At 69.7% G+C, this 19,977-nt stretch carries 21 protein-coding genes, 1 tRNA gene and 1 pseudogene; 16 read left to right on the plus strand and 7 right to left on the minus strand.

Annotated elements, in window-relative coordinates; translation table 11 throughout:
• Positions 1–3 precede the first annotated feature (3 nt).
• Complete coding sequence (gene ligD, locus IE075_RS11090; protein WP_189456500.1) at positions 4–2,832, plus strand: DNA ligase D; 2,829 nt, start codon at positions 4–6, stop codon at positions 2,830–2,832.
• A 265-nt stretch (positions 2,833–3,097) separates the two neighbouring features.
• Here the strand turns inward: ligD and IE075_RS11095 are convergent, their stop codons facing one another.
• The 3 genes from IE075_RS11095 to IE075_RS11105 all read right to left on the minus strand — a co-directional run bounded on the left by IE075_RS11095 (position 3,098) and on the right by IE075_RS11105 (position 4,428).
• The gene (locus IE075_RS11095) at positions 3,098–3,331 is read right to left on the minus strand and encodes a KGG domain-containing protein (RefSeq protein WP_229792485.1); all 234 of its coding nucleotides are present in this window, start codon (positions 3,329–3,331) and stop codon (positions 3,098–3,100) included.
• Between the two features lie 95 nt (positions 3,332–3,426).
• Positions 3,427–4,047 carry an RES family NAD+ phosphorylase gene (locus IE075_RS11100; protein ID WP_189456504.1) on the minus strand — a complete coding sequence of 207 codons (621 nt, stop codon included), beginning with the start codon at positions 4,045–4,047 and terminating at the stop codon, positions 3,427–3,429.
• Between the two features lie 15 nt (positions 4,048–4,062).
• A complete protein-coding gene (locus IE075_RS11105) occupies positions 4,063–4,428 on the minus strand; it encodes a hypothetical protein (protein WP_189456506.1) in 366 nt (121 codons plus the stop codon).
• Positions 4,429–4,889: 461 nt separating this feature from the next.
• Between IE075_RS11105 and IE075_RS11110 the strand changes: the two genes are divergently transcribed.
• Positions 4,890–6,152, plus strand: coding sequence for a BON domain-containing protein (locus tag IE075_RS11110; protein WP_189456508.1), 1,263 nt, complete (start codon positions 4,890–4,892; stop codon positions 6,150–6,152).
• A gap of 115 nt (positions 6,153–6,267) precedes the next feature.
• On the opposite strand, the gene IE075_RS11115 is transcribed toward IE075_RS11110, so the two are convergent.
• Both IE075_RS11115 and IE075_RS11120 read right to left on the minus strand, forming a co-directional pair.
• On the minus strand, positions 6,268–6,498 hold the full coding sequence (locus IE075_RS11115; protein WP_189456510.1) for a hypothetical protein: 231 nt from the start codon (positions 6,496–6,498) through the stop codon (positions 6,268–6,270).
• Positions 6,495–7,835: a sigma-54-dependent transcriptional regulator gene (locus tag IE075_RS11120; RefSeq protein WP_189456512.1), complete on the minus strand. Its 1,341-nt coding sequence runs from the start codon at positions 7,833–7,835 to the stop codon at positions 6,495–6,497. The genes IE075_RS11115 and IE075_RS11120 overlap by 4 nt, the downstream gene beginning before the upstream one ends.
• Before the next feature lie 619 nt (positions 7,836–8,454).
• Between IE075_RS11120 and IE075_RS11125 the strand changes: the two genes are divergently transcribed.
• From IE075_RS11125 to IE075_RS11165, 9 genes are all read left to right on the plus strand, one after another.
• Entirely contained in the window at positions 8,455–9,072 is a 618-nt protein-coding gene (locus tag IE075_RS11125) for an EF-hand domain-containing protein (RefSeq protein ID WP_189456514.1), read from the plus strand.
• A gap of 238 nt (positions 9,073–9,310) precedes the next feature.
• Positions 9,311–9,769 carry a hypothetical protein gene (locus IE075_RS11130; RefSeq protein WP_189456516.1) on the plus strand — a complete coding sequence of 153 codons (459 nt, stop codon included), beginning with the start codon at positions 9,311–9,313 and terminating at the stop codon, positions 9,767–9,769.
• Between the two features lie 110 nt (positions 9,770–9,879).
• A complete protein-coding gene (locus tag IE075_RS11135) occupies positions 9,880–10,308 on the plus strand; it encodes a hypothetical protein (protein WP_189456518.1) in 429 nt (142 codons plus the stop codon).
• Positions 10,305–10,925, plus strand: coding sequence for a hypothetical protein (locus tag IE075_RS11140; protein WP_189456520.1), 621 nt, complete (start codon positions 10,305–10,307; stop codon positions 10,923–10,925). Before IE075_RS11135 ends, IE075_RS11140 begins: the two co-directional genes overlap by 4 nt.
• A gap of 67 nt (positions 10,926–10,992) precedes the next feature.
• A complete protein-coding gene (dusA, locus tag IE075_RS11145; RefSeq protein WP_189456523.1) occupies positions 10,993–12,006 on the plus strand; it encodes a tRNA dihydrouridine(20/20a) synthase DusA in 1,014 nt (337 codons plus the stop codon).
• Complete coding sequence (locus IE075_RS11150) at positions 12,003–12,914, plus strand: arginine deiminase-related protein (RefSeq protein WP_189456525.1); 912 nt, start codon at positions 12,003–12,005, stop codon at positions 12,912–12,914. Before dusA ends, IE075_RS11150 begins: the two co-directional genes overlap by 4 nt.
• A gap of 136 nt (positions 12,915–13,050) precedes the next feature.
• Positions 13,051–13,380 (plus strand): hypothetical protein, encoded by a 330-nt coding sequence (locus IE075_RS11155; protein ID WP_189456526.1) that lies wholly within the window; start codon positions 13,051–13,053, stop codon positions 13,378–13,380.
• A gap of 44 nt (positions 13,381–13,424) precedes the next feature.
• A complete protein-coding gene (locus tag IE075_RS11160; protein WP_189456528.1) occupies positions 13,425–14,108 on the plus strand; it encodes a response regulator transcription factor in 684 nt (227 codons plus the stop codon).
• 131 nt (positions 14,109–14,239) lie between these two features.
• Positions 14,240–15,637, plus strand: a complete 1,398-nt coding sequence (locus IE075_RS11165; protein ID WP_189456529.1) for an ATP-binding protein — start codon at positions 14,240–14,242, stop codon at positions 15,635–15,637.
• A gap of 66 nt (positions 15,638–15,703) precedes the next feature.
• On the opposite strand, the gene IE075_RS11170 is transcribed toward IE075_RS11165, so the two are convergent.
• Together IE075_RS11170 and IE075_RS11175 are read right to left on the minus strand one after the other, a co-directional pair.
• Positions 15,704–16,444, minus strand: a complete 741-nt coding sequence (locus IE075_RS11170; protein ID WP_189456691.1) for a M90 family metallopeptidase — start codon at positions 16,442–16,444, stop codon at positions 15,704–15,706.
• A gap of 13 nt (positions 16,445–16,457) precedes the next feature.
• Positions 16,458–16,718, minus strand: coding sequence for a hypothetical protein (locus IE075_RS11175; protein ID WP_189456531.1), 261 nt, complete (start codon positions 16,716–16,718; stop codon positions 16,458–16,460).
• Between the two features lie 219 nt (positions 16,719–16,937).
• On the opposite strand from IE075_RS11175, the gene birA reads away from it, so the two are divergent.
• The 5 genes and pseudogenes from birA to IE075_RS16010 all read left to right on the plus strand — a co-directional run.
• Positions 16,938–17,966 (plus strand): bifunctional biotin--[acetyl-CoA-carboxylase] ligase/biotin operon repressor BirA, encoded by a 1,029-nt coding sequence (birA, locus tag IE075_RS11180; protein WP_189456533.1) that lies wholly within the window; start codon positions 16,938–16,940, stop codon positions 17,964–17,966.
• Positions 17,963–18,712 carry a type III pantothenate kinase gene (locus tag IE075_RS11185; RefSeq protein ID WP_189456536.1) on the plus strand — a complete coding sequence of 250 codons (750 nt, stop codon included), beginning with the start codon at positions 17,963–17,965 and terminating at the stop codon, positions 18,710–18,712. The genes birA and IE075_RS11185 overlap by 4 nt, the downstream gene beginning before the upstream one ends.
• Positions 18,713–18,761: 49 nt before the next feature.
• Positions 18,762–19,412, plus strand: a complete 651-nt coding sequence (locus IE075_RS11190) for an SPOR domain-containing protein (protein ID WP_189456538.1) — start codon at positions 18,762–18,764, stop codon at positions 19,410–19,412.
• 27 nt (positions 19,413–19,439) lie between these two features.
• Positions 19,440–19,515 (plus strand) — tRNA-Thr (locus tag IE075_RS11195).
• A gap of 172 nt (positions 19,516–19,687) precedes the next feature.
• Positions 19,688–19,939 (plus strand): annotated as a pseudogene (locus tag IE075_RS16010) (Arm DNA-binding domain-containing protein); the annotation flags it as partial.
• Between the last annotated feature and the right edge of the window lie 38 nt (positions 19,940–19,977).

Raw genomic sequence — 19,977 nt, forward strand, 5'->3', positions numbered from 1 at the left:
GCCATGGCGCTGACCGAATACCACCGCAAGCGCCGCTTCGATCGCACCCCTGAACCCCGCGGTGAGGACCTGCGCCCCGCCGCCGACGGCGAGCGGAGCTTCGTGATCCAGCTGCACCACGCCAGCGTGCGGCACTACGACTTCCGGCTCGAGGTCGACGGCGTGCTGCGCAGCTGGTCCGTGCCGAAAGGGCCGTCGCTGCGTCCGGGTGACAAGCGCCTTGCGGTCGAGGTCGAAGACCACCCGCTCGATTACGCGAGCTTCACCGGGCTTATTCCCGAAGGTCAGTACGGCGCGGGGCACGTCGCGATTTTCGACCAGGGCCACTGGACCCCAGACGGGGACCCCGCCGAAGCGATCGAAAAAGGAAAGCTTGAATTCGAACTGCACGGCGAGCGCCTGCAGGGGCATTGGATGCTCATCCGTACGCGGCGCGACGGCAGCAAGCCGCACTGGCTGCTCATGAAGCGCAGCGATGAATACGCCGCCGACATCGACGCCGATGATCTGCTCGATGGGATTCCCGAGCCGCCCAGCGACGATGTCGGCGCATCGGTCGGGCGCGGGCGGCGCATCCGCGCCGAACACGCAGGGGCTGGAACAAAGAAGGCCGCGAAGACATCGCGCACACGTCGCTCGAACGGCAGCGAAGACAGCGCCGACGCCGAACCTTCCCCAAAGCCGGCGAGCAAGCGCTCGCAGGGCGCAACCGCAAAGGCTTCGAAATCGAAGGCGTCGTCGGGCCGTGGCTCGAACGATGCGCATGCGGCATCGGTCGAGCGCGCCCGCGAACTGTCAGGCGGCCGCCGCCTGCGTGCGGTCGACTTCGAGGAGCCGATGCTGACCATTGCCGCCGACGAGGCGCCGGACGGCGACGCGTGGCTGCACGAGTGGAAATGGGACGGCTACCGCGTGGTTGCGCTCATCGCAGACGCGCCGCAGCTGTTCTCGCGCAACGGCCTGGACTGGACCGAGCGCGTGCCGGAGATCACCCGCGCGCTTGCGTCGCTCGGTGTCGATTGCGAGTTCGACGGCGAGCTCATCGCGGTCGATGCGAACGGCATCAGCACGTTCAACGGGCTGCAGCAGGCGCTCAAGGACGGCGACACCTCGCAGCTGCGCTATTGCGTGTTCGACCTCATGAGCCTGGGCGGATTCGACCTGCGCGCAGTGCCGCTTGTCGAGCGCAAGGCGCTGCTGCAGCAACTGCTCGACGGCGCCGACGCGCGGCTGTTCTACAGCACGCACGTGCAGGGCCACGGTCCCGCGCTGTTCGAGGAAGCGCGCAAGCGCGGCATGGAAGGCATCATCAGCAAGCGCGTCGACTCGACCTACGTCAGCGGTCGATCGAAGGACTGGCTCAAGGTCAAGGCGGTCGAGACGCGCGATTTCATCGTCGTCGGCTACTCCGAGCCCAAGGGCTCGCGAAAGGGCCTTGGCGCACTGATGCTCGCGCAGCGCAGCGGCGGGGCGCTCGAGTTCGTCGGCCGTGTGGGCTCGGGTCTCGGTGCACAGCTGCTGCGCGACCTGCCGCGCCGGCTCGGCAAGCTCGCCGTCGATTCGCCGCCGGTCGATCTGCCCGGCCACCTGCCGCGCAGCTACGGCCGCGTGCAATGGGTGCGGCCGGAGCTCGTCGTCGAGGTGATCTTCCGCGGCTGGAGCAAGGAGGGCCTGCTGCGACAGGCGACCTTCCACCGCCTGCGCACCGACAAGCCCGCCGACGAGGACACCGCCGGCGACCGGCCTGGAGCGGCCGCACCGCCTGCGTCGAAGACGAAGGCATCCGCTGCAGGCCGGGCAAGTGAAAAAGCCGCTTCGGATGCGAAGCCGCGAACGGCAAAGAAGGCTCCGGCAGGAGCGCAGAAGACGGCCGCGGTAAAGAAGACCGCGGGCTCAAAGGCCACCGCCGCCCCGAAGGCGACGGCATCGGCGCGTAAGACCGCCGGCGCGAAGAGTGCGACGCCGAGTGCAACGGTCGATGCGGAGCTGCCTGCGCTGAGCTCGCCCGATCGCGTCGTCTACCCACACGCCGGCTACACCAAGCAGCAGGTGTGGGACTACCACCTCGCGGTCGCAGAGCGGTTGCTGCCCGAGCTGCGCGGTCGGCTGCTGTCGGTCGTGCGCTGCCCCGACGGCATCGACGGGCCGCGCTTTTTCCAGAAGCACGCCGGGCGCGGCTTTGGGGATGCGGTGCGGCGACAGACGATCGTCGAGGCCGACGGCGAGCAGGCGGAGTACTTCTACATCGACGATTTGACCGGGCTCATGCAGCTCGTGCAGATGAACGCGATTGAATTCCACCCGTGGGGTTCGACCGTGGATGACCTCGAGCGTCCCGACCGCATCGTGTTCGACCTCGACCCTGACGAGGGCATCGAGTGGGCGCAGGTGAAGGCGGCCGCGGTCGAAGTGCGCGACCGGCTTGCGGAGATCGGCTTGGAGGCCTATCCGAAGCTCACCGGCGGCAAGGGCGTGCACGTCGTGGTGCCGCTTGCTCCCGAGGCGGAGTGGGAGCGGGTGCGCGGGTTCTGCGACGCGTTCGCCTCCGCGATGGCCGCGCAGGCGCCGCAGCGCTTCGTCGCGACGATGAGCAAGGCCAAGCGCGAGGGGCGCATCTTCATCGACTGGCTCCGCAATGGCCGCGGTGCAACGTCGATCGCGACGTGGTCACTGCGGGCACGGCCGGACGCGCCGGCCGCCGTGCCTCTGACCTGGGAGATGCTCGATGACGTGCCTCGCGCCGCGCAGTGGACCCTGGCGGATGCGGCCACGCTGAGCGTTCCGGAAGAAATCGAAGCGATTATCGGCAAGCAGCAGACGCTGCCGGTGTAACGGACCGCGGCGGCAGCGCCCCGCAGTCAAACGGGCGCTGCCGCCGCTGTGATTCCGCCGCGCTGCGCTTATACGCGGTCCGTACGCGTGCACGAGATGCTTATGCGACCGCGCCGCTCCGGCGATCGCGCCGCAGCAACACGTGTCTGATCCTGATCGCGGCCGCCTCGTGCAGCCGCGTATTCGCGGCGCGCGCCAGTGCGCGCCGCTTGAACTCGATGCCAGGGAGCGCGCCAGCCTCGACAGAGGCCGGCGCGCGTTGCGCTCAGTGCGCGGTCGGCTGGTTCTCGGCCTGCATGCGGCGCCGGGCGTTTGCCGCGCGTGCACGACCGCCAAGGCGGCCGGCTTCACGCGCCTGCTGCGAGTCGAACTCGTGCGCGTTGCCGCTGCGGTGCGCGGCGCGGCCGCCTTTGCTCGAGATCGCACGCTGCTTTTCCGGGTCCATGCTTGCGAAGCCGCGGCCGCTGCGCTGGCGTTCGTTGCCGGATGCTTGGGTCATGTCTGCCATGGGTCAACTCCATATGAAACGCGGTTTGGGATACCGCGGGTGGGGGACGAAGACACGACGGCCGCCGGGTGAGCGGCGGCGGCCGGTCAGTAGCGCAGACGCGGATCGATCTGGAATGGATCGACCGCGCGGATCTTCACCTGCTGCGCGTCAGGGTGTTCTGGATTGATCAGTACGTTGCGTTCGGGCGTGCACAGCACGCTCGGCACTTCGAGCGCGAGCCAGTGCTTGTCGCGCTGCCAGCCGTCGCCGACCGCACGCACGTCATCCCGATATGGGCGTTCGCGCCACTGCGCCGGCAAAGTGTCGATCGAGGTGATCGAATCGCCGGGCAGCGTCGCCGTGACGATGACGAGGTCTTCGGGCGAATCGCCTTCAAGATGCGCGAGGTATTCGAGCGCGGCGCCCGCTGGGCTCGTCGAGGCGTACGCAGCGCACACGCCGTCGCTGGTCCATCGACCGCCATGCCGGTTGCGCTCGATGCCGAACGCATCGTCCGCGTTCGCGCGTTCGACCACTCGGTAGACCAGGCACGGGCCGGGCGTGTGCTGTTCGTGCTCGTTGACCGCAGGCGACGCGGTGACGGGCTGCGACGTCGACGGTGGATCGCTCGCGGGGAACGTATCGGCCACCGCGGCGTCAATGTCGTTTTCAGTCTCGTTGTCGGGCTTGCGCGGCGGCAGCGAATCGCGCGTTTCAGTGCTCATCGACGGTCAATCTCCTCAGGGCTGGGGCGGTGTGTCGGCGTCGTCCGCCGTCGGCAAGGCGGCGTCGGACGACGCGGCACCGTCATTCGGGGTGGGGTTCGTCAGCGACGGTTCGGTGGTGGCCGGGTCGGTCGTCGTGGGCGGCGCCGATGTCGGGCCCGCATGATTGAGACAGTCGGTGAGTGCTTGCCCCGTGAGGCCCTCGCATGCACCGGTGTGCATCGGCACCGCCACCGGCTCATTCGTTGCCGCCGGGGCGGTATCGACCGCCGGGGCGCTCGCCTGCGGAGCCGCCGCGTCGACGGGCTCCACATCGCGCTCGCTGCATGACGTCATCGACATCGACAGCGCGATCAGTGCGCAGAGCGTCAGCGTTTTCATTGTGGTGTCCCGATATGCGCGTGCAGGTAGGTCACTTACAAGCGCAGCAATCTCCATGCCACAACGGCAGAGCAATGCAGCACTGCGCTTGCGCCTCGTAAGTCCGGCGAAACCGCATGAAAAAAGTTCGCGCGTGTGCACAAAGGCCGAGCATGGCGCGTCGTGGTGCCGGTCAGCGCGACACGCCTGCGGGCCCATCGCATTGGCACGCCAATTGCGGCACTCCCTCGCATTCCCGCCGCAATGACGGCGCGCAGTCGTGCGTTCCAAGCCACTGCAGCGCATGTCGAGCGCCGATCACGATCGGCATCGGCGGGCAATCCACCGCGATGGAGGAGGAAAGACCAGTGCGTGATAACCGGGTCGGAAACGAACTCAAGAACGTGGCGCAGGACGTATTGCGCCTGGGCGTGCAATGCGTGCAGGCAGGCCGTACTTGGCTTAATGACAGGAGAAGTGAGATGGCAGAGCGTTCGAACGAACATGGCAACGAGCACGATCACGACCGCAGCCGGCAGTCGTCGGTGCGGTCAGGGCCGTCGCAGTTCGCCGGTGACTATCAGACTCAGGGCATGGAGCAGAACTGGCGCAACGATCGTGACGATGACCGCATGTGGAACGGGCAGGGCCGTGGTGGCCCGGCGTCGTACAGCGGGTCTCAGACGCAGAATCGCCAGCAGTTCGCGGGCGGTGCGGAGCAGGCTTATTTCGGGCACGGCGGCCGCGAGGCCGGGCAGAACCACGGCTATGGCCAGGGACAGGGCTATGGGTCCGAAGGGTCGCAGGGCTACGGCAACGACGGCGGGTCGCAGACTTACGGCGGCACCACGAACAGCTACGGCGGCGGCTCGCAGGGGCTTGGTGCGCAGGGCTCGCAGAGCCACGGCGCCCAAGGCCAGGGGCGCGGCCAGTCCGGGTATGGGCAGGAGCGCGGCTACGGCTCACAGGGCTACAACGTCGGTCGTGACTCGAGCCGATCCAGCAACGAGCACTCGTCCGGTCAGCAGCGTGGATACAGCTCGGGTCAGCAGAGCCACGACGATCGCAGCCAGCAGTTCCAGGGGCGCTATGGCCAGCAGGGCCAGCAGTTCGGCCAGGGCGGCGGCGACCACTACGCGCGCGCCGGTCTCGGCAACGAAACGATCGGCCAAGGCCGCATCGGCGGCTACGGCGCGGTCGGCAACCGCGGCGGCTACGGCACCGACGCCTACGGCGGTCCGCAGGCCGGCCAGGGCTTCGGCGGCAGCTCCGGCTACGGCATGGGCGGCGAAGGTTATGGCCAGCAGTACGGCTATCGCGACGACAGCCAGTCGGGTTCGCAATTCGGCGGCCAGCAGCAGACGCACCGCGGCCGCGGCCCGAAGAACTACTCGCGATCGGACGAGCGCATCGTTGAAGACATCAACGACCGCCTGACGCATGCTGACGACATCGACGCGAGCGACATCGACGTGCGCTGCGAGGGTGGCAAGATCACGCTCGAAGGCACCGTCGACCACCGCTGGATGAAGCACCGCGCCGAAGACATCGCGGACTCCTGCGCAGGTGTGAAGGACGTCGAGAACCGCATCACCGTCAAGTCGTCGCGCGATCGCAGCGAGTCGAACGACCGCAGCGGTTCGCAGTCGACGCAGGGCCGCGACGGCGGCGGCGGCAAGGACGCGTTGTCGAACTCGACGACGTCGACCAGTGGCAAGACCGGACCGGGCGGTTCGGCGCACTGACCCTTGCGTTCGAAGACGCCACCCGTCACCGGGTGGCGCAGCGCGGCCCGCGTCGAATGACGCGGGCCGTTTTGATTGAGGCGAGCGTCGCGCGGCCGACCGCGTAGAAATAGCGTCAGTCGCTTGGGCCAGCTGAGCGGAGCAGCAACTGCGCGCAGCGTTGGCAGGCCGCCTCGGTGCGCCGGATGTTCTCGAGCGCTTCGGCGTCGCTCCCGTTCTGCAACAGCCGCCGCGCGGCGGCCGCGGCCATCATCGCGGTGTTGAGTTCATTGCGCACGCCGTGCATCCACCGGCTGTTCGCAGCCGCCGCGTCCGTGTCGACACAGGGCGTCGGCGGTGCGCTCATGCGTCCGACCCGTCGCGCGCGTCGTCGTCGAGGCGCGCAAGTTGGTTATGGATCGTGCGCACGCTCACGCCAAGCGCGCGCGCGGTCTGGGTCTTGTCGTGGTTGAAGCGCGCCAGCGTCTTGAGCAGCATCTCGCGCTCGATCTCCGCGTACGTCATGCCCACCGTGAACATCACCGTCGTGTCGTCGTGGTGCATCGGCGCCACGCGCCGTCCCGGCATCGCCAGCTTCACGGTGTCCCCGTCGCTGAGCACGTAGGCACGCTGGATTGCGCTGCGCAGTTCGCGCACGTTGCCGGGCCAGCTGTGTTGCAGCAGCACGCGGTGCGCATCGGGCGCGAGTCGCTTGCGCTGCCCGCTCTGTGTGTTGAGCCGATCGACGAACGCCTGCGCGAGCAGCAGCACGTCGTCCCCGCGCGCGCGCAACGGCGGCATCGTGACGATGAAATCCGCAAGCCGGTAGAACAGGTCTTCGCGCAACCGGCCCTCATCGATCGCGCGCTCGGGGTCGCGGTTGGTCGCCGCGACGATGCGCACGTTCACATCGATCGAGTCGAGCCCGCCGACGCGCGTGATCTGCCCGGTCTCCAGCGCGCGCAGCAGGTAGACCTGCAGCCCCGGCGGCATCTCGGTGATCTCGTCGAGGAACAACGTGCCCTGGTGAGCCTGCTCGAAATAGCCGATGTGGCGGTTCGCCGCGCCGGTGAAGCTGCCGCGCTCGTGGCCGAACAAATGGCTGGCGAGCAGCTCGGGCGCGATCGCGCCGCAGTTCACCGCGACGAACTTGCCGCGCCGCGCACTCTGCTCGTGCACGGCGCGCGCGATGAGCTCCTTGCCGGTGCCGCTCTCGCCAGTGATCAGCACCGACGCCGGCGTCGGCGCGACCTTGCACAGGTCACGCACGATGCCCTGCATCGCGTCGCACTCGCCGATCAGGCCGCCGAACGCCGACGGCAACGGCCGAGGCGTGCGCGCGCGTGCGTCGGCAAGCAGCGCTTCGAACTGCACCGGGCACAGCGGCTTGATCAGGTAGTCGACGACCGGCATCGACACCGCACGCGCGGCCGACTCGATCGACGGTGTGCCGGTCACGATCGCGACGCGGCCGTTGTGGTGCGCCAGGTCGAGTTCGTCGAGTAGGTCGAAGCCCGAACCGTCGGGCAGTTCGAGATCGAGCAGCATCAGGTCCGCACCGTCGCGGCCGATCAACTGGCGCGATTCCTCGATCGAGTGGGCAAGCGTGGCCCGGAACCCGCGCGTGCGAGCGAAGTCGGCCGCCGCATGGGCGAAATCGACGTCGTCATCGACGATGAGCACGGAGGGCAGGGCAGGGGTCATTACGCGTCCAGCGCAGGCGGTGAAGCACCCTAGCGCTGGCGGAGTTAATGCAACGTGTGAGATGCGCTGAATTTTCTGCCGGCCGGCGAAAAAAATTCGATACGTTGCGATGTGAAGGCCTGCATTGACAGTGCGCGCGCTTGGCATGCCGATTGCGTGCACGCCGCGTGTAGACCCGGCTCATGCGGACCCTGCGCCCAGTAGCGCGCATCAGGTTCGTCACCGCGTCGCGGCCCTCTCCTTGTGCAGCTCCATGTCGATGCGCGTCCAGAATTCGCGGACGCGCATCCCATTTCACTCATCGCACACAGGCTGAAACACCGGCGGTTTTGTGAAGGTTGTGTTGCATTCAGTGAAGGCCGCCTGCAGGCCTCGTGCATGCGCCCCGTACAAACCGTTGCCACACAAGGCTTCGTGCAAATCGCGCCGAACCGCCTAGCGCGAAATACGAGCGCCACGCGTTAAACCCTTGTCGAGGGCTGAAATCCGCGGTGCCATCCATTCACTTCGACAGCGGCAAGGTGCCGCCGCGGTCACCACATGGCATCACCGCGCGGTCCTCTGCCGGACCGTCGGGCACCTGCCCGCATTCCCCCAAATGGTTACCTAGGAGCAACGCATGTCCAACTTCCGCACCTCGCTGCTGGCCACGGCCACCGCTTTCGCGCTGCTCTCGGCGCCGCTCGCGTTCGCCCAGTCCACCGACGCCACCGCGCAGCAGCAGACCGACACCTCGGCAACGGTCGGCGCCGACGTCAACGCGCAGACCGACACGACGGCCACGACGGACACCGCTGCCACCACGGGCACGGCCACGGACGCCACCACGGCGCATTCGGGCGCGATGCATTCCGACACGGCTGCGACCAACACCGCTGCGACGGCTGCGACGACCGACACCGGTGCGACGACCGACACCGGTGCGACGACCGACACCGCCGCGCAGGCGACGGCCTCTGCCGATACGTCGGACAAGAAGAGCTGGGCCGACATCGACACCGATAAGGACGGCAACATCAACAAGACCGAGGCCGCCGCGATGCCGGCGCTCGATCGCGTCTTCGCCGATGCCGACGGCGATGCCGACGGCTCGCTGACGGCCGACGAGTACCGTGACTACGCCGCCCGTGCGAGCGCCGAGGGCACGACCGACGCGAACGCCGAGGCCGGCGCTGAAGCCGGTGTCGAGGGCGAAGTCGAAGCCGAAGTCGAAGCCGACGCCGGCAAGGTTGACTGAAAGAAGTAATCGCCTGCGGCGCATCCGCGCCGCTGCACCGGTGATTCACGGGGCGGCCTTGGCCGCCCCGTTCTTTTTGTCGAACCGGTGGCCACGCGGCACCGGCCGCTTCGTCGCAATCCAAAACACAAGCTGAGCCATTCGTGGTCCGTACCGCAAAATTTCGAACGGATTCATGGACGCCGTCGCATCGTCGGACCGTGCCTGCCGTGGGGCAGGCTTGATAAGGAGAACGACGATGGGTTCGATGACCCGCTGGCTTGCGCCGGCATTGCTCGCCACCGGTCTTGGCGCAGCCGCGTTTACGCCGGCGACCGCCCATGCGCAGAGTGGCGATGAGATCGCGCGCGTGATCGTCGACGTCGCCGATGTGCTCATGCGCGGCAACCAGCCGCATTACCGCCACGGCAATAATGGCTATGACGAACGGCTCGTCGTCGGCCGCGACCGCTACGGCCGCCCGGTGTATTACCGCCAAGCGCCCCACCGCGACTACCGCGCGTCGTACGGCTACGGGCACGAGCGTGATCGTTACGACACCCGTCGCACCAAGTGCAACAAGCACGGCAAGTGCAAGGTCGAGTATTACGACCCGCGGTACGACCGCCGCAACGAGCGCGCCTATCACGACCGCGGGCGGTACGACGACCGCCGCTACTCGCGCTACGACGACCGCCGCGACTGGGGCGACCGCTGAGGCGAGCCGTGTTCCGGCAGCATCCCGACGGCGCCTCCGGGCGCCGTCCTTCGTTGGCGGGCCGGACCGGTGCTAGCCTTCGCGCCGACATCCCGACTGCCGTGACCGCCATGCGCCGACTGCTCGCCTTCGCCGCCCTTGCGCTCGCCTGCGCCGCGCCCCCCGCGAGCGCGCAGCGCCTCATCGACTGCGAGATGACGTTCTCGATGTCGGGCTGGTCCGCGTTCTACAAGACGAGTTCGGGCACTGGCACGATCCGTTGCGATAACGGCCAGCGCATGCAGGTGCAGATCGGCAGCAAGGGTGGCGGCCTGAGCTTCGGCAAGTCGCGCATCGCTGACGGCCGCGGTGAGTTCTCCGGCGTGCAGCGCATCGAGGACGTGCTGGGCACCTACGTCACCGCCGAGGCACACGCCGGCGCAGTGAAGTCGGCCAAGGCGCAGGTCATGACGAAGGGCGAGGTCTCGCTGGCGCTCGGCGGCAAGGGCGAGGGCTTCGACCTCGGCGTCGTGTTCGGCAAGTTCACGATCTCCAAATGACGACCCACTCGCTCCGCTCCGGACGCTGGACGCGCCGTGCCCGCGCATGGCTGCTGGCCGTGTCGTGCGCGGCAACGACGCTCGCGATCGCGCAGCCGCCCGCGCCCGCATCGCTTCCGGTGCCGGTGCCGGTGCCGGTGCCGGTGCCGGTGCCGGTGCCGGTGCCGCGCACGACCGGCGATGCCACGCTCGACGCGCGCCTGGACGACATCGATCGCTATGGCGCGCGCTATCGCGCCGCGTTCGTCGACGAGCTGGTGCGCTACCACGCCGCGCCGCGGGACCTCGTGCTCGCGCTGTTCGAGCGCGGCTGGCCGCCGGGTGACATCTATTACGCCTGCGCGCTCGCCCACACCGTCGGTCGGGCCTGCCGCGCCGTCACCGAGGGCGTGCCGGATGGGGCTACGCCGGACTGGGCCGCGACTGCGCAGCGTTTGGGAATCGATGCCGATTCGCCGCGGCGGGCCCGGCTGCACGAGCACGTCGAGGCAACGTACCGGCGATGGGGTCGACCCCTGCCGGCGGTTGTCGTCGCAGAGCCGACCCGCGACGCCGGAGCGCGCACGCGCACAGCCGACGCGCCGGGCCGCACGCCGGACACCCGGAATCAGGACTGACCGAACGTCCGGCCATGCCCCGGCACTGCCTTACCATGGCGACCCCGCGCCGCCGCCGAGCCCGTGCATGACTGCCTCTGCCGCCCCCGACCGCGCATACGCGCGTTCGATCCGCCTGTCGGTCGCGCCGATGATGGACTGGACGGACTCGCACTGCCGGGCGTTCCACCGCGTGCTGGCGCCGAACGCGCGGCTGTACACCGAAATGGTCCACGCGAACGCCGTGATCCATGGCGACCGCGGCCGTCTGCTTGCGATGGACGCGAGTGAGCACCCCGTCGCGCTGCAGCTCGGCGGCAGTGAGCCCGCGCTGTTGGCGCAGGCCGCGCGCATCGGCGCGGAATGGGGCTTCGACGAGATCAACCTCAACTGCGGCTGCCCGTCCGATCGCGTGCAGGCCGGCCGCTTCGGCGCATGCCTGATGCGCGAGCCGGCGCTCGTCGCCGACGGCGTCGCCGCGATGATCGCGGCCTGCGACGTGCCGGTCACCGTGAAGTGCCGCCTCGGCGTCGACGATGACCACGAGTACGAGCGCTTCGCGGCGTTCATCGACACCGTCGCGCAGGCCGGCTGCCGCACCTTCGTCGTGCACGCGCGCAACGCGTGGCTGCAGGGGCTGTCGCCGAAGGAAAACCGCGAAGTGCCGCCGCTGCGCTATGACTGGGCGTACCGCCTCAAGCGCGAACGCCCCGCGCTGACGATCGTCGTCAACGGCGGCATCGCCGCGCAGGACGAGGCCACGCGCCATCTCGATCATGTCGACGGCGCGATGCTCGGACGCGCGGCGTATCACGACCCCTACCTGCTGCACCGGCTCGACGTGGCCTGGTACGGCGGTGAGCTCCGCACGCGCGCCGAACTGCTGCGCGCCTACCGGCCGTACGTCGAAGCGCAGCTCGCGCGCGGCGTGTTCCTCAAGCACATCACCCGGCACGTGCTCGGTCTGTTCGCGGGCGAGCGCGGCGGCCGGGCGTTCCGCCAGGTGCTCAGCGAAGGCGCGCACAAGCCCGGCGCCGACTGGTCGCTGATCGAGCGCGCATTGGGACTGACCGAAGAGGGCCTGCGGAGCGACGCCGCATGATCACGCGCGATACCGGCGCCTTCCTCGCCCATGCGCGCACGTGTGCGCCAGACTTCGGGCCGCCCACCGCGCGTGCGGCGTTCCTCGTGGCGCCCGACGGCTTTCGTCTCGCGACGCAGTCCGCGCTCGACAACCGCTACATGGCCGACGCCGCCGCGTTCGATGCGCAGCACGCGTCGATGCAGCACCGCGCACTGCATGCGGCGTTCGCGCAGTCGCTGCCCACCGTCTGTTTCGCCGGCAACCCTGAAACGCCCGACGCCGTGTTTCCGAACAACGTGTTCGGCACCGCCGCGGGCCGCGTCGTCATCGGCCGCATGCGCCACGAGGTGCGCCGGCGCGAGGCCGCGCGCACCGACATCCGGGCGTTTTTCACCGACGTGCTCGGCTACGAGGCGGTCGACCTGTCGACGCAGCCGCACGCATGCGAGTTGACCGGCGCGCTGGTGATCGACCGCGCGCGCGGTCTCGGCTTCGCGGGCCTGTCCGAGCGCTGCGACGAGGCCGGTGCGCGGCTGATGCACGAGGCGTTCGGGCTGCGCGCGACGCTGATGTTCGACCTCGCCCCGGGCGAGTACCACACGAACGTCGTGCTCGCGGTGCTTGCCGGCCGGGCCGCGCTGATCGCGCCCGCGGGCTTCGCGGACGCGACGGCCGTGGACGCAATCGAAGCGCTGTATGCCCCGCACGTCGCGCGGCTCGGCGCGCGTGAGCACGCGGCGTTCGTCGCCAACTCGATCGCCCTCGATCCGCATTCGGCCTGGATGAGCGCCGCGGCGGCGGCCGCGCTCGAACCGGCAACGCGCGACGTGCTGGCCGGCGCGGGCTTCACGGTGCGTGAAGTGGATCTGTCGGCGATCGAGGCCGCGGGCGGCTCGTTGCGGTGCTGCGTGGGCGAGGTGTTCTGACGCCCGAACTGAACACGGACCGTGTTGTGAAAAAAAAGTTCATTGCCGATTCAACCGCGCGTTCAAAGAATGGCTCCACCGATCGGCCCCACCGGGCCGGCCCTGACCGATGCCTCCAATGCCGCTGATCCGTCCGATGCTCCGTCCCGCCCTTGTCGCCGTTGTGATTGCGGCGGGCGGCTTTGCATCGACCGCGGCCGCGCAGGACCCCGCCCCGCAACGCGATCGCGAGCATGACCACCGGCGTGACGACCGCCGCGCGCTTGCCGACTCGGTGCGCCGCGTGGAGCGCGAGTCGCGCGGCGAGGTGTTGAGTGCCGAACGCGTGCCGTTCGACGGCCGCGACGTGAACCGGGTGAAGTTCGTCGATGCGAGCGGTCGCGTGCGCATCTACATGGACGACCCGCACGCGCGCCGTGCCGGACCGCCCGACCCTACACGTGGCAACGACGGCGGCAACGACTAAGCTAGCTGAACGGCGGTCGCGGACCGCACAGCTACGGAGTTGCCATGCGTATCCTGCTGGTCGAAGACGAAGCGCCGCTGCGCGAGACGCTCGCCGCGCGCCTCAAGCGCGAGGGCTTTGCGGTCGACGCGGCCCAGGACGGTGAAGAAGGCCTGTACATGGGCCGCGAAGTGCCGTTCGACGTCGGCATCATCGACCTCGGCCTGCCGAAGATGTCGGGCATGGAGCTGATCAAAGCCCTGCGCGATGAAGGCAAGAAGTTTCCGGTGCTGATCCTGACCGCGCGCTCGAGCTGGCAGGACAAGGTCGAGGGCCTCAAGCAGGGCGCCGACGACTATCTCGTTAAACCGTTCCACGTCGAAGAACTGCTTGCCCGCCTCAACGCACTCGTGCGTCGCGCCGCCGGCTGGAGCAAGCCGATGCTCGAGTGCGGCCCGGTCACGCTCGATCTCGCGGCCCAGACCGTGAGCGTCGGCGGCCAGAACGTCGATCTGACGAGCTACGAGTACAAGGTGCTCGAGTACCTGATGATGCACGCGGGCGAGCTCGTCTCGAAGGCCGACCTCACCGAGCACATCTACCAGCAGGACTTCGACCGCGATTCAAACGTGCTCGAAGTGTTCATCGGCCGGCTGCGCAAGAAGCTCGACCCGGACGGCTCGCTCAAGCCGATCGAGACCGTGCGTGGGCGTGGCTACCGCTTCGCGATCCCGCGCAGCGGCGAGTGACCCGGCGGCGCGGCGATGGCCGCCGTCGTCCATGAGCGAGGCCCGCGCGCGGGCATGCACCGGCGTGGGTCTGCACGCATGACCGTGCTTCGCGTCAGGACGGCTCACGTCTGCCACCGGGAGCTGTGCGAATGAGCTGGCGGCGGCCCGGTTCGCTGCAGGCGCGCCAGCAGCTCGCTGCGAGCGCGAGCCTCATCGCGTTTCTCGCGCTCGCAGGTTACGCGCTCGACCGCGCGTTCATCGAGACCGCGGAAAGCAACCTCGAGCAGCGCCTGCACAACTACGCACTCGCGTACACGGCCGACACCGAATTCGGCCGCGACGGTGAGCTGATCGAGCCCTACGACCCGCCGGACCCGCGCTTCAACCGCCCGGGCAGCGGCCTGTACGCGCAGATCGCGCTGCCGAACGGCAGCTGGACCTCCGCCTCGGCCGAAGGCCCGGCGCTGCCGGCGCCGCCGATGCTCGCGCCGCGGGAAAGCCGCTTCGAGCGGGCGTTGCCGATGCGCGAGAGCGACGGCGAGATCGGCGAGGTCTATCGCTACAGCTACGGCCTGATTTGGGGCGGGGCGGGCGACCGGCGCGCGGAGTTTCCGTACACGATCCACATCCTCGAGGACACGCGCACGCTGCGGCGGCAGATCGGCGTGTTCCGCGAATCGCTGTGGCGCTATCTCGGCGGCGCCGGGCTGATCCTGCTGCTGCTACAGGGCGTGATCCTGCGCTGGAGCCTCATGCCGCTGCGCCACGTGATTGCTGAACTCAAGCGCGTGCAGCGCGGCGAGGCGTCGCGCATGGGCATGCAGCATCCGCGCGAGCTCGAGCCGCTGACCGAGAGCATCAACGCGTTCATCGAAAGCGAGCGCGAGAACCTCGACCGCCAGCGCAACACGCTCGCCGACCTCGCGCACAGCCTCAAGACGCCGCTTGCTGTCCTTCGCTCTCGCCTGGAGAGCCCCGCCGGCGAGGCCGAACTGCGCGAGGACGTGGCGACGCAGGTGCAGCGCATGAACGACCTCGTGTCGTACCAGCTCGCGCGCGCGGCGCGCAGTGGACACGCGTTGTTCGCGGCGCCGATCGCCCTCGAGCCGCACGCCGAGCAGATCGTCAAAGGGCTCGAGAAGGTCTACGCGAGCAAAGGCGTGCTGTGCGAATTCGAGATCCAGGAAGGCGTGCAGTTCCACGGCGAGGCCGGTGACCTGCAGGAACTGCTCGGAAACCTGCTCGAGAACGCGTTCAAGTGGGCCCGCTCGCGTGTGCTGCTGACCGTGCGCAGCGAGCCCGCATCGGCCGGCCGCCGCCCGGGCCTGCTCGTGGCCGTCGATGACGACGGCCCCGGCATCCCACCGGAAAAAGTCAGCCTGATCCTGCAGCGCGGCGTGCGTGGCGACGAGCGCGTGCAGGGCCACGGCATCGGCCTGGCGATCGTGCAGGACCTCGTCCGCAGCTACCGCGGCACGCTCGAGGTCTCGCGGTCGACCGAGCTCGACGGTGCACGCTTCGAAGTGCACTTGCCGCCGGGGCTGTAGGTCCTGCCGCGATTCGCGCTTTAGTTCGCGCCGATTTTTCCCGCGCGCAGTGAATGCCGCCGTGGCTCAGGAGAACAGCGGCGCCCCGTAGAACCGCGCCAGGTGCGCCGCCACCTCGGGCATCGCGTCGCGCAGGACGGCCGGGCGGCTGAAGTGGTATTCGGTGACGACTGCGAAGAATTCCTCGGGCGCCTCGACTGCGTACGGGTCGATCGCAGTCTCCCGGCCCGCATCGGCCTCACGAGCCAGCGCGTTGTAGGCCTGCTGGAAATCCCGGGCCCACGCGCGCTGCCAGTCGCGGGGAAGCGGCGGCGTGCCGTCGATGGCCCCGTCGAGCGCGTCGAGCTTGTGTGCGATCTCGTGCGCGGCGACGCAGAAGCCCGCATCCGGCTCGGCGCAGTCGGCCGCCACATCGGCCCACGACAGGATCAGCGGGCCGGCGTCCCACGACTCGCCGATGAGCTCGTCGTCCCATTCGTGCAGCACGCCGGCGGCGTCGACGTGACTGCGCTGCACGCGGAATGCGTCGGGGTAGACGATGAGCTGCGACCAGCCGCGCAGGCCGACCTCGCCGAACTCGAGCAACGGCAGGCAGCACAACGCCGCGAGCGTGGTGCGCTGCACGTCGTCGAGCGCGAGGCCGGCAACCGGCGTGATCGTTTTTTCGTGCACGAAACGCGCGGCGAGCGTGGCCAGCCGATCGCGCCGCGTCGCGTCGAGCGCGACCAGCCACGGCACGGCCGTGCAGGTGGTCTGCCACAGTGCGGGGTCGATCGGGGTGGGCTTCGGCCTCAGCCGGCGCAGCAATCCGAGCAAGGCGTCAGCGGAACATGCCGGGCAGGAAGCTGTGCCAGCGCACGGACGTGCGGGAGCCGCTGTCGCCGTGCAGCGCCGGGCGCGGCTTGGTCTCGCGCACCGGTGCGGGCGCGCGTGCGGGCCGCACCTTGGCTTTGTCCGCGGCGGAGACCTCGGCGGTCTGCTCGGGGCAGCCGCCGCTGTTGGGCGAGCTGTATTTGAAGTCGCGCGCGGGAGCGCTCGCACTGGCGAACGCGATCAGCAGGCAGCAGCACAGGCGCAACATGGCGGAGTCCCTCGCGACGTTCGGGCCGGTCCGGCATCCGGCCGGCCCGTTCGATCGGGGACTATACCGGCGTTCCATGACCGGCTGGCGCGGCGGCGATAGCGCGCCGACGAGCGGTCGTCGAGCCCGGCGCGGACGGAGCCGGCCGCATAATGCCGCGATGCCCTCCATCGACGTTCCCGTCCCGCTGCCCTGCGCTGCCGTGGCGCTCCGGCGCGCATGACCGCGCACGCCCCATCGCCCGATGCGCGCGGGCTCGACGAGCGCGCCCTGCTGGCGCGGCTCATCGCCGGCCCCGTGTCCGGGGATGCGCTGGCGCAGGAGACCGGGCTCACCCGCGCGGCGATCTGGAAACGCATCGCCGCACTGCGCGAAGCGGGCGTGCCGATCGAAGCACGCGCGGGCCGTGGCTACCGCCTGGCAGCGCCGGTCGACCTGCTCGACGCGGCGACGATCCTCCATGCGCTGCCGCCCGCGGCGCGCGCGCGGCTTTCGGAGCTCGAGGTTGCGTGGTCGCTCGAGTCGACGAACACGGCACTGCTGCAGGCGGCCGTTCCGCCCGCTGGCGCGCGCGTGCTGCTTGCCGAGCGCCAGACCGGCGGCCGCGGGCGGCTCGGGCGCGCGTGGGCCTCCCCGTTGGCGGCGCACGTCTACCTGTCGCTCGCGCGCGGTTTCAGCGGCGGTCTTGCGCGGCTTGGCGGGCTCAGCCTCGTCGCCGGCGTCGCGGTCGCGCAGGCGCTGCATGCGCTCGGTTTCGTGCAAGTCCGGCTCAAGTGGCCGAACGACATCGTCGTCGACGACGGCGCAGGGCTTCGCAAGCTCGGCGGCCTGCTCGTCGAAGGCGGCGGTGAGTTCGCAGGCGCGGCGCGTGCGGTGACCGGGCTCGGGCTCAACGTCCGCATGCCCGAGGCCGCGGCGGCTGCGATCGACCAGCCGTGGTGTGATCTTGCCGGTCTTGCCGCGCCCGCCGCAGCGCCGTCACGCAGCGCCGTCGCCGCCGCCATGCTTGCGCATTTGCTGCCCGCGCTCGACGCGTTCGATGCCGACGGGCTGGCGCCGTTTCTGCAGCGCTATGCGGCGTTCGATGTGCTCTCGGGCCGCGCCATCGCGTTGCATGACGCAGGCAACGTTGCCCAGGGCACCGCGCTCGGTCTCGCCGACGACGGCGCGCTGCGCGTGCGGCTCGATGACGGCAGCGAGCGCCGCGTGCACGCGGGCGAAGTCAGCGTGAGGCGGAGCGCGGCATGACAGTCTGGCTGTTCGACCTCGGCAACACGCGCCTCAAGTGCGCGCCGCTGCAAAACGATGGTCGCGTCGGGCCGGTGCAGGCGATCGCGCACACGGCGCTCGACGGTGCCGACGCAATGGCCGACGCGCTTGCACGGGCTCTGCCGCCCCGCATCGGCGTCGCCCATGTCGCGAGCGTCGCATCGGAGGCGCAGCGCGTCGCCTTGCTCGACGCGTTGACCGCGCGATGCGGCCGGATCGGCTTGGCGCGCACGCAGCCGCGTTTCGCGGGACTGCGCATCGCCTACGCACAGCCCCAGCGGCTCGGCGTCGACCGTTTCCTCGCGATGCTCGGCGCGCGCGCGGCCACGCCCGAGGCCGTGCTCGTGTGCGGCGTCGGAACTGCGCTGACGCTGGACCTCGTCGACGCAGCCGGCGGGCACCGCGGCGGGCGTATCGCCCCGTCGCCCACGCTGATGCGCGAGAGCTTGCACGCGCGGGCCGCGCAGCTGCCGATCGAGGGCGGGGCGTACCGCGAGTTTGCCGACGACACCCTCGATGCGCTCGCCTCGGGGTGCGAAGGCGCCGCGCTGGCGCTGATCCGCGACGCGCAGCATGCGGCGCAGCGGACTCTCGGCGCCACGCCGCGCCTGATCGTCCATGGCGGCGGCGCGGCGCCGCTGCTGTCGCAGCTGCCCGATGCGCAGTTCGAGCCGTCGCTCGTGCTCGACGGGCTCGCGGTCTGGGCGCAGGTCGAGCATGCGTAACGTGGCGGCGATGCGCGGCGCGCACGCGGCGCCCGACTAGAATCGCGCCATGTACGCACGCGCGCTCCTCGTCCTGCTGGCCGTGCTCAACCTCGGCGTCGGTGCCTGGTGGTGGGCACACGCGCCTGCGTCCTCACGCGCAGCGGCTGCGGAGGTCGCCGGCGTGGCGGCCCTGCAGCTCGCGAGCGAGCGCTCCACTGAAGCGGCGCCTGCCGCGGCAGCGCCCGTACCGCTGCCTGAAGACGCGGCCTGCATCGCGCTCGGTCCGTTCGGCGATGCGACGAGCGCGGCCCGCGCGCAGACGCAGCTCGCGCCTCAGGTGCTCACAAGCCGTCTGGTCGAGCGCGCCGCGGGCACCGTGCGGGGCTGGCGCGTGTTGGTGCCGCCGCAGCCGACGCGCGCCGAGGCCGACGCCGTCGCCGCACGGATCGCAGCGGCCGGTTTCAGCGATCTCTTCGTGCTGCGGCAGGGCGCGGACACCAACGCCGTCGCGCTGGGCCTCTATCAGGCCGAGGCCACCGCCCGGCGACGGGCCGGCGCGCTCGCGGCGGCGGGGTTCGACGCCCGCGCCGAGCCCGTGGGCACCACGCTCGAGCCGTGGCTCGAAATCGCGCTGCCTGCCGGCGCCGACGCGGCCCCGCTCGCCACGCTCGCCGCGGTGCCGCGTGCCGAGCCCACCGCCTGCGACCCGCTGCGGTGACGCATGCGCGCTAGAATGCGCGCCTGTGCCGGCTTAGCTCAGTTGGTAGAGCAACTGATTTGTAATCAGTAGGTCGTCGGTTCGATTCCGACAGCCGGCACCAAATGAGGGTCTCAAGCTCTCCCGAGCTGGACCGAATTGAGAGAAAAAACCCCGCTTTTTGCGGGGTTTTTTATTGCATGCCGTCCTGGGGGTGTCCCGCTGAAGCCCATGCCCTGTGGGGGTATAGGTAGGGGTACATTGCCCCCCTCCGGGGGTACCGACTCTAGGGTGCAATGGCATCTGGAACTGGCAAGCTGACGGCCATCGTCATCAAGGCGGCTGCGCCTGGGAAGCTGTTCGACGGAGGCGGGCTGTACCTCCATGTGCGCGAGAACGGAGCCCGCTACTGGCGAGTGAAGTACCGCCACCTAGGCCGGGAAGGTCTGCTGTCCTTCGGGGTGTACCCCGAGGTCTCACTGGCCGAGGCTCGTCGTCGGCGTGACGAAGCGCGCGCAACGACTCGCGGTGGGCGAGATACCGGGGCCGTGAAGCGGGAGCGAAAGCTGGCTGCGGTCACTTCCGC

It is taken from the genome of Cognatilysobacter bugurensis (genome assembly GCF_014652095.1).
Taxonomy (GTDB): Bacteria; Pseudomonadota; Gammaproteobacteria; order Xanthomonadales; family Xanthomonadaceae; genus Cognatilysobacter; species Cognatilysobacter bugurensis.